A 13,062-nucleotide genomic window follows, 5' to 3' on the forward strand; every position below is an offset into this window, starting at 1 on the left:
GCGGCCCGTTCTCCGACGCCGAATCGGCGCGGACAGTTTTGTCGCTGCGTCCCGTTCCCCGAGTAGAGCTGACCCGAAATGAGCGTCTTGGCGGAGCTAACCGTTCCAGCGAGCGAGTTCGTACTGGCCGACACCCTCACGAACGTGCCGGGTATGCGAATCGAAATCAAGCGAGTCGTCGCGGGGACCGAGCGCATCACCCCGTACTTCTGGGCGACCGGCGGGGAGTTCGAGACGTTCGAGCGGGGTCTCCGCGAAGACCCGACGATTCAGGACATCCTGACGCTCGAAGAGCAGGACGGTGACGAGCGGTTCTACCGCGTCACGTGGCAGGCGAAGACCGCGAATCTCCTGACGGCCACCTCCGACGCCAAAGCGACGATTCTGGAGGCGGTGAGCGACGGCAAGTCGTGGCAACTCAAAGTCCTTTTTCCGAATCGGGACGCGCTCTCGGAGTTCCACGACTACTGCGTCTCCAACGACTTCTCGTTCCAACTCGAACGCGTGTACCGCGCGGAGAACCCGCAGGAGAGAGCCGAGTACGACGTTACGGACGAACAGCAGGAGGCCCTCACGGCGGCGTACGACGCCGGTTACTTCGAGGTGCCGCGACGGACGACGCTGACCGAACTGGCCGACGGACTCGACATCTCCCGAAACGCTCTGTCCGCCCGCCTCCGCCGCGGCCACCGGAATCTGGTCGCCAACACGTTGGTTCACGACGAGTGACCCATCGGCGACCATCGCCGACCACATAAAACGGTGGTACTGCTACCACCTCGGACCTTTCGGTGAGACGGAACAAGTACCGAGGGCGGTTTCAGTGGTACCATGAATCTCAACGACGAACGAACGACTAGCGACGCCGCAGAGTCAGCCAACGACCCCGCGGGCGTTTACCGGCAGCGCGACGGCGAGACGACGACCGAAGCCGTCGTGCGGGCGATGAGTTCGGTCGTTGGGAGTCCGGAGACCGAATTAGACCCGATTTACGCGGCGGTAGACCCCGACGCGCTGGACGCGCTCTTCGACGGGAGGTGGTGCGGGACGTCGGACGACGGTGGAGGGTACATCGTCTTCGACTACGAAGGGCATCGCGTCTGTGTCGAGAAGGACGGAACAGTGGCCGTTTACGAACCGGAGTGATGCCGAACAGGTAGCGTTGTGATTCGACTGCGGAGTCCGCGACGCGACTGTTCAGGCCGTCACCGAGGCGACGATTAAAACGAGGTGGCGTATCGGTGAGACGGCGGAGTAGCCGCGTCCGGACTCAGGGTTCCAAGACGACTTTGCCGACCGTCTGGCGGTTCTCGATGGCGGTGTGGGCCTCGGCGGCGTCTTCGAGCGGGAACGTCTCGCCGACCACGACCTCTAACTGCCCGCTAGCGAGCATCTGCTGGAGTTCGGGGACCGACTGCAGGATGCGCTTGGGGTCGCGCTGGAGCGAGTTACCGAGGTGGAAGCCCACGACGGACTTGTTCTCGAAGAGGAGTCGGGTCGTATCGACCTCGCCGGGTTCGCCGCTGGCCGCGCCGTAGGCCACGACTCGTCCGAAGTGCGAGAGCGCGTCGATGCTCCGCGCGAACGTCTCGCCGCCCACGCCGTCGAGGACGAGGTCCACGCCCTCGCCGTCGGTCTCTGCCTCGACGACCTCCCGGAAGCCCTCCTCCTCGTAGTTGATGGGGTGGTCGCAACCGAGTCGCTCGGCGAGTTCGAGTTTCTCGTCGGTGCTGGCGGTGCCGAACACCTCCGCGCCCGCCGCGCTAGCGAGTTGGACCGCCGCGGTGCCGACTCCGCCCGCCGCGGCGTGGACGAGGACGCGTTCGCCCTCCTCCAGTTCGCCCCACTCGTGGAGGACCGCGTGGGCGGTCAGGAACTGAACCGGGAACCCGGCGGCCTCCGCGAACGACATCGACTCGGGCACCTCGAACAGCGAGTCGGCGTCGGCGAGCGCGTAGTCCGCGTAGGCTCCTCGGCCGGTCATGGCGACGACTCGGTCGCCCTCCTCGCGCTGGACCCCTTCGCCCACCGCGTCGATGGTCCCCGCGGCCTCCATGCCGGGGACGTAGGTCGGTTCCGGGCCGCCGACGTAGTGGCCTCGTCGCTGCATGATGTCGGCGAAGTTGACGCCCGCGGCCTCGACTTCGATTCGGACCTCGCCCGGTCCGGGGTCGGGCGTCTCCGCGTCCGCGAGTTCCAGTACGTCGCTGTCGCCGAACTCGGTCACTTCGACTGTACGCATGGGTCCTGCTTCGAGCGCGAGCCGGATAAACTCTCACATCGTGGTCTGTTTTTTCCGGTTCGGTTTCGGTCCTCGACGAAGCGGGTGGCGCGACAGAGACGGCCTATCGAGTGCGATTCGAGTCGCCGGAGTTATCGCTGGTCCGGCGACGAAAGTGTTACCGGACTGGTCTGTGAGGGTCACGTATGCGCGGCCTCAAGACGATGCTGTTCGGAATCGCGGTTATCTGCGCCAGCGGTTTCTTCGTCGTGGCGGAAGCCGTCCGTGACGTCTCGGATAATCCGTTCACTTTGGGACTCTTCGCGGGTCTGCTTCTCAGTTTCCTCGGACTGCTAATGAGCGACGGGAGCGGTGCCAGTACCGGAGACGGGACGGACGAGGCGCGCGGCGGGACCGGCGTGGACGATGCAGGAGGCGACGAAAACGACGTAGACGACGCGGACGACGCCGACCCTGACCGCTACTCCGCCAGTCGCTTCCCGCCGATGTAGAGTCGCTCGGGGTCTGGTCGTCCCTCGGTGAAGGGGCCGCGGTACTCCATCAATTGGAGGAGGACGCCGGTCGGATTCCGCGGCGAGACGAACGCCTCGCCCCACTCCTCGTAGTCGGTCCGGTCCACGACGCGGACTCCCTCGGCTTCGAGCGCGGCTACCGCGGCGTTCAGGTCGGCGACTTCGAGCGTGACGTGGTGCATCCCCGGCCCGTTCTCCGCGAGGAAGTCGGTCAGGAACGACTCCTCGCCGGAGACTGGTTCGACGAGTTCGACCCGGGAGGCGTCGCCCAGCAGGTAGTAGGCCCACCGGAACGCGCCGGTCGGGTCCGTCTCGTGGACGAGTTTCTCGGCCCCGAGCAGTTCCAGCAGGGGTTCGGCGTCGGCCACCGAGTGGACCGCGATGCCGACGTGGTCTACACGTACTTCCGGCATCTCGGTCTCGACCGGGTCGGCCTCGTCGGAGTCGGTTCCGGCGGAGCCGGTCTCGGCGGAATCGGTCACGGTTCCCCTCTGCGACCGCGACCGGAATAGGCTTTACGCGGCATCTCCGGTCTTCTCGGCGGCGAAAATCGTAGAAACGTAGCGACAGGTGGACGGGCAACTCTGACTGCGCAAGCGGCCGAACTACTCCTCGGGGGCGAGCGCGTCGATGGTCGCCTCCAATTCTTCCTGCTCCGCGCCGCGGGGGAACGACACCGCGACCCGGTCCAGCCCGTCGATGTCCTCGAACTTCCGGAGTTGCGCGCGGGCCTCCTCGGGGGTCCCGACCGCGCCGAGGTCGGAGAGCAGGTCGTCGTCGATGGCCGCGCTCGCGGCCGCTTGGTCGCCGTTGCCCCACGCCGTGGCGACCGCCTCGGCGGTCTCCTCGTAGCCCTGTCGCGACAGGGTCTCCCGGTAGAAGGTGCCCATCGCGCCGACGTAGAACGCGAGGTGCTGGCGCGCGAGTTCGCGGGCGCGCTCGCCGTCCTCGGAGACCGCGCAGGTCATCGAGAGCGTCGCGCGCACGTCGTCGGGGTCCCTGTCGCCGAGTTCGGCCCCGCGGCGGAGGTCTTCGAGGCGGTCCCGAATCCCGTCGGGCGTGAGCATCAGGGCGTGCCACCCGTCGGCGAAGCGCCCGGCGAGTTCGACCGACTTGGGACCCATCCCGGCCGCGTCGATAGAGACGGGGGTCTCCGGCGGGTCGCACCGGAGGCGGAACCCGCCGACCGTGAACTCCTCGCCCGCGTAGTCGACGGTCTCGCCCGAGAGGACTTGCCGGACGATGTCGATGTACTCGCGGGTCCGCCGGAGAGGCCGCTCGAAGCTCTGGCCGTGCCACCCCTCGATGACGGCGGGACCGGAGGGACCGATGCCAAGGCGCATCCGACCGTCGGAGAGTTCCTGCAGGGTCGCGGCGGTCTGGCCCACGAGCGCAGGGGACCGCGAGTAGACGTTCAGAATCGACGGCCCGATGCCGATGTCGTCGGTGCGCTCGGCCATGGCCGAGAGGACTGTCGCGGCGTCCCGGCCCCACGTCTCGGGGAGCCACGCCCGGCGGTAGCCGCGGTCTTCGGCCCGCTGGGTCAGCGAGACGATGTCGTCGATACTCGGTTGCGCAGCGACGGGCAGGTGGACGGTTCGGTCGGTCATGGGCGAGACCACGGAACCGGACCCCATAGTTCCCATGCCAACTGTCGGGACCGGGAACGAGGTTTATCGAGCGACCGGTTTGGCTCGTCGGGACCGCCGCGACTCCCGCCACCCGGAAACTCTGGACAGAAGATTGATACGACTGCTGTCGATAGTTCCGAGTCGATGAGCGACGACACACCCGCTGGATTGGGCGAGTGGCTGACGTGGCTCCGAGAGACCGACCACGTCGCCGTCGAACTGCTCCGCGAAGCCGCGAGCAGCGCGGCTATCGTCCTCGTAATCGGTCTCCTCCTGTTCGGCGCGAGCGGTGTCTGGCCGCCGATGGTCGCCGTCGAGAGCGGGAGCATGGAACCGCACATGCAGCGCGGCGACCTCGTATTTCTGATGGAGGAACACAGATTCGCGCCGGATGTCGCTACCCGAGAGACGGGCGTCGTCACCTATCGGACCGGCGAGATCGAGGGCTACCGGCAGTCGGGTGACTACGGCGACGTCGTCGTCTTCCAGCGAAACGGCAGGGAGCGGACCACCCCCATCATCCACCGGGCGCGGTTCTGGGTGAACGAGTCGGAGAACTGGTACGACGAAGCGAATCCGAACTACGTGCCCGGTGACAGTTGCGCCGACGTTACCAACTGTCCGGCACCGAACGCCGGGTTCGTCACCCTGGGCGACGCTAATCGGTACTACGACCAAGCGGTCGGACGGAGTCGCCCGGTCCGACCGTCGTGGATTCGCGGGACAGCGGAGGTCCGGATTCCGTACCTCGGTCACGTCCGTCTCGCACTTCAGTAACCGTAATCGGTTACGAAACTCGCGTTCGAACCGAAATTCGGTTTCTCAGTAAACCTAAGTCGGTTACTGCACTGTGTGTCACGCATGGAGCGTCCGGTCGCCGAGATACGGGGGAGAGCGGTCGAACTCTCGACCGGCGAGGTGACCGGCGAGGTGACCGGCGCGGTCGGCGACTCCGTGACGGTCCTGCCGGTCGTGGTCGCGGTGTCGTCGCTGACCGACCTCCGACTTCCCGTCCTCCTGCTGTGGTTCGGCGCGTTTCAGGTCGTCTGGGGCGTCCGCTACGGCGCGCCCGTCTCGGTCGAACCGATGAAGGCGCTCGCGGCGCTGGTAATCGCCGGGTCGCTGACGGTGCCCGAACTCGCGGCGGCCGGGACGCTCGCTGGCGGAGTTCTACTCGTACTCGGAACGGCGGGCGCGCTCGGCGCGCTCGCCGAGCGCATCGACGCCGCGGTGATTCGGGGCGTCCAGTTTGCCGTCGCGCTGGTCCTCCTCCGGACGGGTTTCGAACTCGGTGCGGGCGCACCGAAGACTGCGCTCGCGGCCGCGGTCGTCGGGGTGGCGGTCGTCGCGCTGGGTCGGCCGCGGGCCAGCGCGCTGGTCGTCCTCGCGTTCGGGGTCGCGCTCGCCGCCGCGGAGACGGGCGCGCCGAGTTTCGCGGTGCCGGAGTTCGGCGGGAGCGTCGGTGCGTTCGCACCGCCACTGGCCGAGTTCGACCCGACGACGAACGCCCTCGCCGCGACCGGCGCGCAACTGGCGATGACGGTGGGCAACGCGGCGGTGGCCACCTCGCTCCTGCTGAGCGACCTCTACGACGCCGACGCGTCGCCCGACGAACTGGCGACGAGCATGGGCGCGATGAACCTGCTCGCGGTTCCGCTCGGCGCGCTCCCGATGTGCCACGGGAGCGGCGGCGTCGCGGGCAAGCACGCGTTCGGTGCCAGAACCGCGGGCGCGAATCTAGTCCTCGGCGGACTCTACGCGACGGCCGCGCTGGTCGCAGTCGAGTTGGTCGCCGCCTTCCCGATGGCCGCGCTCGGCGTCGTCCTCGCGCTGGTCGCCGTCGAGTTGGGCAAGGCGAGTCTCGACACCGACTCGCTCGCGCTGACCGCCGGGGTCGGCGTCCTCGGCGCGGCGACGAACGTCGGACTCGCGTTCGGTGTCGGTATCGCGGCGTCGGTGGTGATGGAACGAATTCAGTTCCGGCACCTCTTCGATAAGCTATAACAACCCACACTCCGACCATCCCACCATGGACGACCCCTCAGAAGCCTTCGGTCCGAATCGCCAGCGCGAGGTGTACGCCGGAGGGATGCTCGCCGACCGGCGACCCGAGATGCCCGTCTCGCCCGAGGAACTCGAGGAAGCCGCGATGGCCGCCCTCTCGGACGAAGCTCGCGCCTACGTCGTCGGGAGCGCGGGCGGCGAGGACACGGCCGACCGGAACCGCGAGGCGTTCCGGCGGTGGCGCATCGTCCCCCGGATGCTACAGGACGTGGCCGAACGCGACCTCTCGGTGGACGTTCTCGACCAGCGACTCCCCGTGCCGGTCCTGCTCGCGCCGGTCGGCGTCCAGTCCATCATCCACGAGGGCGGCGAACTCGCCAGCGCGCGGGCCGCCAGCGACGTCGGCGTCCCGTTCGTCTCCAGTTCCGCGGCCTCGGCCACGATGGAGGACGTGGCCGCGGAGTTGGGCGACGCGACCGGGTGGTTCCAACTCTACCCGAGCGCCGACCCGGACGTGACCGAGAGCTTCGTGAACCGCGCGGAGGACGCGGGCTACGAGGCCATCGTAATCACCCTCGACACGCCGACGATGGGGTGGCGCGAGCGCGACGTGGCCAACGCCTACCTGCCGTTCCTCGACGGCGAGGGCGTGGCGAACTACCTCTCGGACCCGGCGTTCCGGGACTCGCTCGACGCTCCGCCCGAGGAGGACGAACAGGGCGCGCTCTGGCAGTTCGTCGAGCAGTTCGGCGACCTCTCGATGGACTGGGAGACCGTCGAGCGCGTCCGGGCGGCGACCGACCTCCCGGTCGTCCTGAAGGGTATCCTCCACCCCGAGGACGCCCGCGAGGCCGTTCGCCGGGGCGTGGACGGCGTGGTCGTCTCGAATCACGGCGGCCGACAGGTGGACGGCGCGCTCTCGGCCATCGAGGCGCTACCCCGGGTCGTGTCCGCAGTCGAAGACGCGCGGGCCGCGAGCGACGCCGCCGCGGACGAACGGCCGGACGGCGACGAGTTCGCAGTCCTCTTCGACAGCGGAATCCGACGCGGTGCGGACGCCATCAAGGCCATCGCACTGGGCGCGGACGCGGTCCTGCTCGGGCGGCCGTACGTCTACGGACTGGCAATCGACGGGGAGGACGGCGTTCGGGAGGTAGTCCGGAACTTCCTCGCCGACTTCGACCTGACGCTGGCGCTCTCCGGGCAGGATTCGGTCGCGGAACTGGACGAGTCGGTACTAGTCGAGCGAGACTGACCGACTGCGAACCACGTCTCGGATACCGACCACAGACCCGTCGTTTGACGGTCGGCCGGTCCTTCGTCCCGAGTATGAACCTTCACTGGCACCGACGGGACCTCCGGGTCGCGGACAACCGCGCGCTGGCCGAGTCAGTCGCCGATGGCGAGTCCGTACTGCCGGTGTTCGTCTTCGACCCCCAGATTCTCGACCACGCGAGTCCGCCGCGCGTGGCGGTCATGCTCGACGCGCTCGAAGCGCTCCGGTCCGACTACCGCGAGTTGGGCGGCGACCTGCTCGTGACCCGCGGCGACCCGCGCGAGGAACTGCCCCGACTCGCCGACGAGTACGACGCCGACGCCGTCTTCTGGAACCGTGACTACTCCGGACTGGCGGCCGAGCGCGACAGCGAGGTCCGTCTCGCGCTCGACGACGCCGGGGTCTCGCGGGCGGCCTACCACGACGAACTCCTCCACGAACCCGGCACGATTCGGACGAACGAGGGCGAACACTACTCGGTGTTCACCTACTTCTGGAAGAAGTGGCGCGACCGGGAGAAGGACGCGCCGTTCGACGCGCCCGAGGCGGGACGGGTGGTCGGGTCCGAGCGAATCGCCGCGTCGGACGGAGCGACCGACCTCCCGACGCTGGCGGACCTCGGCTTCGAGGAACCGGAGGCCGACGTGCCGCCAGCGGGAACCGAGGCCGCCTGCGACCGACTCCGGGAGTTCTGCGAGGAGACCATCTTCGAGTACGCCGAGGACCGCGACTACCCCGCGAAGGACGCGACTTCGCGGCTCTCGGTCCACCTCAAGTGGGGAACTATCGGCGTCCGGGAGGTCTGGGAAGCGACCGCGGAAGCCGCCGAGCGCGCCGACGGCGACCCCGACGAGGAAGGGAGCGAGGCCGAGTCGGTCGAGGAGTACCAGAGCCAACTCGCGTGGCGGGAGTTCTACGCGCACGTCCTCTCGGCCCGCCCCGACGTGGTGACTCGAAACTACAGGGAGTACGAGAACGACATTGACTGGCGGGACGACGACGAGGCCCTGCGAGCGTGGAAGGAGGGCCGCACGGGCTACCCCATCGTGGACGCCGCGATGCGCCAGCTCCGCGAGGAAGCGTGGATGCACAACCGCCTCCGGATGGTCGTCGCCTCGTTCCTCACGAAGGACCTGCTGCTCGACTGGCGGGAGGGGTACGACTGGTTCCGCGAGAGACTCGCGGACCACGACACCGCAAACGACACCGGCGGGTGGCAGTGGGCCGCCTCGACCGGCACCGACGCCCAACCGTACTTCCGCGTGTTCAACCCGATGACGCAGGGCGAGCGGTACGACCCAGACGCAGAGTTCATCAGGGAGTACGTCCCGGAACTCGCCGACGCGAGTGCCGAGGAGGTTCACGGCTGGCACGAACTCGACCCGGACGAACGCGAGGCGATAGCGCCCGACTACCCCGCGCCGGTCGTGGACCACGCCGAGCGACGCGAGGCGGCCATCGCGATGTTCGAGGACGCGCGCGGCGACGACTGAGCGTCCCGACTCGCCGGAGGGACCTCACTCGCCGAAGGGGTCCTCGAAGTCGTTCCGGATGAAGTACCGAGTCCAGTTCCCGTAGGTCCGGTCGCTCACGTCGCCTGCCACCTGCTCGTACCGGACCTGCCCGTCGGTGTCCACGACGTAGGTACCCGCGACGCCGGTCAGACCGTGACTGGTCTGCTCGGTACCGCTGTACTGCTCGGCGACGTCGCCGTCCGGGTCGGCGAGCAACTGGAAGTTATAGTCGAAGCGGTCGCGCATCTCGACCAGTTTCGGCAACTCGCTCGTCACCACGGGGAGGACGTCCACGCCCTCGTTGAACCGGAGGTCCTCGTACACTCTGCTGAAGGTCGCCAACTGCTCGGCGCAGAAGCTACACCAGTAACCGCGGTTTATCAGGACTATCGTCGGGCCGGTTTCGAGGGTCTCTTCGAGCGATACCTCGCCGCCGGACGTGCTTTCGAGCGTGAACTCGGGTGCTCCGGAGCCTTCGAGTGACATGGGTGACGGTAGGAGACTGGATTCAAAGCGACTTGTGGCCGCGGCCGAACTGACCGAAAGCAGAGGGTGGCAGTGAGGCTCTCTCGGAGGCGCGGACCAGAAGCGACTCGTCGCTTCGACGCCCTCAGTCTCCGAGCGACAGAACGAATCGGAGTCCGATAGCGACGGCGACCACGGCGGCCTTGAGCAAGAGGAGGGCGGTCAGCACCCCCGCGACGGGGAGCAGGAGGGTCTCGACTCGTTGCCAGCCGCGACCGAGCGCGACGGACGCGAACGCGAGACCGAGGAGACAGACCGCGAGAGTCGCCAACGCGAGACGGACGAAGCCGGGGTTGTTGCGGAGATATCGTCTCATAGTCGTCCGCTCTCGGCCGAAGCGTAAAAATGCTGTCTGGTTTACCATTCCGGCCGACGAACCGGTGCCGCATGCCGGGGTTCTACCGGCGTCCGAGGTGCCTGTCCGCGAACCCGCATATCGCCGATTCGACCACTCGCTTAAAGCTTAACCCCGTGGCCGTTGCCGCGAGAGACGGGGGAAAGCAGATGGCTACTTACGAACTACCGGAACTACCGTACGACTACGACGCGCTCGAACCGGCGATAGACCAGCGCATCATGGAACTCCACCACGACAAGCACCATCAGGGGTACGTGGACGGCGCGAACGCCGCCCTCGACCAACTCGAAGAGATGCGTAGCGGCGGCGACTTCGGCGACGTGCGCGCGGTCAAGCGGAGCCTCGCGTTCAACCTCTCGGGGCACGTCAACCACACCGTCTTCTGGCAGAACATGCATCCTGACGGCGGCGGCGAACCCGGCGGGGAGTTGGCCGACGCGTTCGACGAGCACTTCGGCGGCTACGACCAGTTCAAACAGGACTTCTCGCAGGCCGCGAAGGGCGTCGAAGGCTCCGGGTGGGGCATGCTGGTCTACGACCACATCGCCGACAAGCCGATCGTCGCGGCGGCCGAGAACCACCAGAACCAGCACCCGCAGGGCGCGACGCCGCTCCTCGTCTGCGACGTGTGGGAACACGCCTACTACCTCCAGTACGAGAACAACCGCGGAGAGTACGTGGACAACTTCTGGGACGTGGTGAACTGGAACGACGTGGAACAGCGGTACCAGCAGGCCCAACAGGCCGACACGATTCCCAAGCAGACCGGGAGTCAGTAGCCGCCGGTCACCGCGGCCCGGAACTGACCGAGAAGTGACAGTGTATATACTGTAATTGTTTTCATCGACCACCCCCGAAATCCGGGCGAGAAGGCTCGGTAGCGACGTTCGAGTCGTCGCTAGAGTATTGTTATCAATCGACTTCTCAAGGTTTAAGACCGAAAAGAGACATATACCTGTACGAGGTTCAATTATGTCTGAGCGATCCAACCCCGAACTACCACCGCTTCCGTACGACTACGACGCACTCGAACCGCACATCAGCGAACAGGTCCTCACGTGGCATCACGACACCCACCATCAGGGCTACGTCAACGGACTCGACAGCGCCGAGGAGACGCTGGCCGAGAACCGCGAGAGCGGTGACTTCGGCGGCACCGCGGGCGCGCTCGGCGACGTGACCCACAACGGCTCGGGTCACTACCTGCACACGCTGTTCTGGGAGAACATGTCCCCGAACGGCGGCGGCGAACCCGAGGGCGACCTGCTCGACCGCATCGAGGAGGACTTCGGCTCTTACGAGGGCTGGAAGGGCGAGTTCGAGACCGCAGCGAGCGCCGCCGGTGGCTGGGCGCTCCTCGTCTACGACCCGGTCGCCAAGCAGCTCCGCAACGTTGCCGTAGACAAGCACGACCAGGGCGCGCTCTGGGGCGCACACCCCATCCTCGCGCTCGACGTGTGGGAGCACTCCTACTACTACGACTACGGTCCGGACCGCGGCGACTTCGTGGAGAACTTCTTCGAGGTCGTCGACTGGGACCACGTCGCCGAGCAGTACGAGAAGACCGTCGGCAACCACGAGTAAGCTCCCGAGCTACCGCTTTTCTTTCGGTCGATTCGCCCAGTAGCCGCGGCTATCGTGTGCGTCCCGTGCAGTCTTCCAGTGTCGCGCGTCCGATAACGCCGTGTGTCCGATAGCGATCCGACAACGACGTTTCCTCTTCGCCCGACCGTCGATAGTGCCATCTCTCGACGGCTACGGCCGTGAACCGTTCGCAAACCCGACCGTATCATTGAGAAACAGGGTCAATGGAGAGCAATATATAGTTATCGAGAAAATATATATTTTATTCGGTGGGTTTATGTGGTAGACGAGGCTTTCACCACGTGATGACAGAGAAACCGACTCGTCGGACGTTCCTGACCGCGGCCGGAGCAAGCGCGACCCTCGGACTCGCCGGATGCATCGGCGGGACCGGCGGCAGTGGAACGAGCGAAGGTGGAGCGCAGGGCGGTTCCGGTGCGCAGACGAAGGAGTCCGGGCAGTCTGTCGAAAAACTGAAAGCTGGCGGTTCCTCGACGGTGTACCCCATTACGAGTACGGCGGGGGCGGTCTGGTCTTCGAACCCGAAGGCCAGCGACGAGGAGTACTGGGGTCCGGGCCAGTACGACATCGACACCGAGAAGCGCCTCGCCGACTACTGGGCGGGTCTGTACGGGTTCGAGGCCACCGGGACCGCCGCACCGCCGTTCGACGTGTCGGTCGGACTGAGTCACTCCGGAACCGGACTGGAGAAACTCAAGAACGGTCTCGTGGACATCGGCGACGCCAGCGCACCCGTGAAGGCCGAACTCCCCGACGCCAGCGAGTCGGAACTGGAGAAGTACACCGACCACGTCGTGGGCGTGGACGCTCAACCCCTCGTGGTCAGCAAGGAGATTCGGGAGGCGGGCGTGGACAAACTGACCGCCGAGCAGGTCCGGAAAATCTACACGGGCGAGATAGAGAACTGGTCGGAGATAGACGCGTACAGCGGTGAGGACCGCGAGATTCAGGTAGTCGGTCGATCGGAAGGGTCGGGGACCGACACCGCGTTCCGGGTGAACATGCTCGGCGGCCCCAACGCGAAGATGGCAGGTGTGGACGTGCGGAAGGGGCAGAACCAGCAGGTCAAGACCCTCGTCTCGAAGTCCGACAACGCCATCGCGTACATGGCGCTGGCGTTCGTCACCAGCGAGGTTCCCGCCATCAAACTGGAGTTCGACGGCAAGGTGTACGAACCCGGGAAGAACCTCGCCGACGAGAACTACCCCCTCTCTCGCGACCTCCACTGCTACACCTACGAGGGCACCTCGAAGAAGGAGGCCGCGTACCTCCGGATGATAATCAGCGACTTCGGTCAGGAGAACTACGTGAAGACGCAGGGCTACGCCACGCTCACCGACGAGCGCCAGAAGAAACAGCTCGGAAACCTTCCCGAAACGGAACAGTAACTCGGTC

Annotated in this window: 15 protein-coding genes; 10 read left to right on the forward strand and 5 right to left on the reverse strand. The window is 66.6% G+C overall.

The genetic code is table 11. The features are described from left to right. Positions 1-78: 78 nt before the first annotated feature. Complete coding sequence (locus NGM06_RS12705) at positions 79-729, forward strand: helix-turn-helix domain-containing protein (RefSeq protein ID WP_254267315.1); 651 nt, start codon at positions 79-81, stop codon at positions 727-729. Between the two features lie 102 nt (positions 730-831). After that, on the forward strand, positions 832-1,146 hold the full coding sequence (locus NGM06_RS12710) for a HalOD1 output domain-containing protein (RefSeq protein WP_254267316.1): 315 nt from the start codon (positions 832-834) through the stop codon (positions 1,144-1,146). Between the two features lie 124 nt (positions 1,147-1,270). Here the strand turns inward: NGM06_RS12710 and NGM06_RS12715 are convergent, their stop codons facing one another. Beyond that, complete coding sequence (locus NGM06_RS12715) at positions 1,271-2,242, reverse strand: quinone oxidoreductase family protein (RefSeq protein ID WP_254267317.1); 972 nt, start codon at positions 2,240-2,242, stop codon at positions 1,271-1,273. A gap of 185 nt (positions 2,243-2,427) precedes the next feature. Here NGM06_RS12715 and NGM06_RS12720 point away from each other — a divergent pair, with 185 nt between their 5' ends. Further along, positions 2,428-2,733 carry a hypothetical protein gene (locus NGM06_RS12720; RefSeq protein ID WP_254267318.1) on the forward strand — a complete coding sequence of 102 codons (306 nt, stop codon included), beginning with the start codon at positions 2,428-2,430 and terminating at the stop codon, positions 2,731-2,733. Here NGM06_RS12720 and NGM06_RS12725 read toward each other — a convergent pair. Both NGM06_RS12725 and NGM06_RS12730 read right to left on the reverse strand, forming a co-directional pair. Next, positions 2,703-3,167, reverse strand: coding sequence for a VOC family protein (locus NGM06_RS12725; RefSeq protein ID WP_368410485.1), 465 nt, complete (start codon positions 3,165-3,167; stop codon positions 2,703-2,705). The two genes, NGM06_RS12720 and NGM06_RS12725, sit on opposite strands and share 31 nt — an antisense overlap. 192 nt (positions 3,168-3,359) lie before the next feature. Continuing rightward, on the reverse strand, positions 3,360-4,364 hold the full coding sequence (locus NGM06_RS12730) for a TIGR04024 family LLM class F420-dependent oxidoreductase (RefSeq protein ID WP_254267320.1): 1,005 nt from the start codon (positions 4,362-4,364) through the stop codon (positions 3,360-3,362). A 165-nt stretch (positions 4,365-4,529) separates the two neighbouring features. On the opposite strand from NGM06_RS12730, the gene NGM06_RS12735 reads away from it, so the two are divergent. The 4 genes from NGM06_RS12735 to NGM06_RS12750 all read left to right on the forward strand — a co-directional run bounded on the left by NGM06_RS12735 (position 4,530) and on the right by NGM06_RS12750 (position 9,158). Then, positions 4,530-5,162 (forward strand): S26 family signal peptidase, encoded by a 633-nt coding sequence (locus NGM06_RS12735; RefSeq protein ID WP_254267321.1) that lies wholly within the window; start codon positions 4,530-4,532, stop codon positions 5,160-5,162. Between the two features lie 84 nt (positions 5,163-5,246). Beyond that, positions 5,247-6,389: a putative sulfate/molybdate transporter gene (locus NGM06_RS12740; protein WP_254267322.1), complete on the forward strand. Its 1,143-nt coding sequence runs from the start codon at positions 5,247-5,249 to the stop codon at positions 6,387-6,389. Positions 6,390-6,414: 25 nt separating this feature from the next. Beyond that, the gene (locus NGM06_RS12745; RefSeq protein WP_254267323.1) at positions 6,415-7,644 is read left to right on the forward strand and encodes an alpha-hydroxy-acid oxidizing protein; all 1,230 of its coding nucleotides are present in this window, start codon (positions 6,415-6,417) and stop codon (positions 7,642-7,644) included. A 74-nt stretch (positions 7,645-7,718) separates the two neighbouring features. Further along, the gene (locus NGM06_RS12750; protein WP_254267324.1) at positions 7,719-9,158 is read left to right on the forward strand and encodes a cryptochrome/photolyase family protein; all 1,440 of its coding nucleotides are present in this window, start codon (positions 7,719-7,721) and stop codon (positions 9,156-9,158) included. 24 nt (positions 9,159-9,182) lie between these two features. On the opposite strand, the gene NGM06_RS12755 is transcribed toward NGM06_RS12750, so the two are convergent. Both NGM06_RS12755 and NGM06_RS12760 read right to left on the reverse strand, forming a co-directional pair. Next, entirely contained in the window at positions 9,183-9,665 is a 483-nt protein-coding gene (locus NGM06_RS12755) for a peroxiredoxin family protein (protein WP_254267325.1), read from the reverse strand. Positions 9,666-9,789: 124 nt separating this feature from the next. Next, positions 9,790-10,020 carry a hypothetical protein gene (locus NGM06_RS12760; protein ID WP_254267326.1) on the reverse strand — a complete coding sequence of 77 codons (231 nt, stop codon included), beginning with the start codon at positions 10,018-10,020 and terminating at the stop codon, positions 9,790-9,792. Between the two features lie 188 nt (positions 10,021-10,208). Between NGM06_RS12760 and NGM06_RS12765 the strand changes: the two genes are divergently transcribed. From NGM06_RS12765 to NGM06_RS12775, 3 genes are all read left to right on the forward strand, one after another. Then, positions 10,209-10,841, forward strand: coding sequence for a superoxide dismutase (locus NGM06_RS12765; RefSeq protein ID WP_254267327.1), 633 nt, complete (start codon positions 10,209-10,211; stop codon positions 10,839-10,841). Positions 10,842-11,034: 193 nt separating this feature from the next. Next, positions 11,035-11,646, forward strand: a complete 612-nt coding sequence (gene sod, locus NGM06_RS12770) for a superoxide dismutase [Mn] (protein WP_163521549.1) — start codon at positions 11,035-11,037, stop codon at positions 11,644-11,646. Between the two features lie 305 nt (positions 11,647-11,951). Then, the gene (locus NGM06_RS12775; RefSeq protein WP_254267328.1) at positions 11,952-13,055 is read left to right on the forward strand and encodes a PstS family phosphate ABC transporter substrate-binding protein; all 1,104 of its coding nucleotides are present in this window, start codon (positions 11,952-11,954) and stop codon (positions 13,053-13,055) included. Positions 13,056-13,062: the final 7 nt, after the last annotated feature.

This window comes from Halorussus aquaticus (genome assembly GCF_024218795.1).
GTDB lineage: Archaea > Halobacteriota > Halobacteria > Halobacteriales > Haladaptataceae > Halorussus > Halorussus aquaticus.

Coding starts and splice junctions, on each gene's coding strand:
- NGM06_RS12705 (WP_254267315.1), top strand. CDS start 79: ATGAGCGTCTTGGCGGAGCTAACCGTTCCAGCGAGCGAGTTCGTACTG.
- NGM06_RS12710 (WP_254267316.1), top strand. CDS start 832: ATGAATCTCAACGACGAACGAACGACTAGCGACGCCGCAGAGTCAGCC.
- NGM06_RS12715 (WP_254267317.1), bottom strand. CDS start 2,242: ATGCGTACAGTCGAAGTGACCGAGTTCGGCGACAGCGACGTACTGGAA.
- NGM06_RS12720 (WP_254267318.1), top strand. CDS start 2,428: ATGCGCGGCCTCAAGACGATGCTGTTCGGAATCGCGGTTATCTGCGCC.
- NGM06_RS12725 (WP_368410485.1), bottom strand. CDS start 3,167: ATGCCGGAAGTACGTGTAGACCACGTCGGCATCGCGGTCCACTCGGTG.
- NGM06_RS12730 (WP_254267320.1), bottom strand. CDS start 4,364: ATGACCGACCGAACCGTCCACCTGCCCGTCGCTGCGCAACCGAGTATC.
- NGM06_RS12735 (WP_254267321.1), top strand. CDS start 4,530: ATGAGCGACGACACACCCGCTGGATTGGGCGAGTGGCTGACGTGGCTC.
- NGM06_RS12740 (WP_254267322.1), top strand. CDS start 5,247: ATGGAGCGTCCGGTCGCCGAGATACGGGGGAGAGCGGTCGAACTCTCG.
- NGM06_RS12745 (WP_254267323.1), top strand. CDS start 6,415: ATGGACGACCCCTCAGAAGCCTTCGGTCCGAATCGCCAGCGCGAGGTG.
- NGM06_RS12750 (WP_254267324.1), top strand. CDS start 7,719: ATGAACCTTCACTGGCACCGACGGGACCTCCGGGTCGCGGACAACCGC.
- NGM06_RS12755 (WP_254267325.1), bottom strand. CDS start 9,665: ATGTCACTCGAAGGCTCCGGAGCACCCGAGTTCACGCTCGAAAGCACG.
- NGM06_RS12760 (WP_254267326.1), bottom strand. CDS start 10,020: ATGAGACGATATCTCCGCAACAACCCCGGCTTCGTCCGTCTCGCGTTG.
- NGM06_RS12765 (WP_254267327.1), top strand. CDS start 10,209: ATGGCTACTTACGAACTACCGGAACTACCGTACGACTACGACGCGCTC.
- sod (WP_163521549.1), top strand. CDS start 11,035: ATGTCTGAGCGATCCAACCCCGAACTACCACCGCTTCCGTACGACTAC.
- NGM06_RS12775 (WP_254267328.1), top strand. CDS start 11,952: ATGACAGAGAAACCGACTCGTCGGACGTTCCTGACCGCGGCCGGAGCA.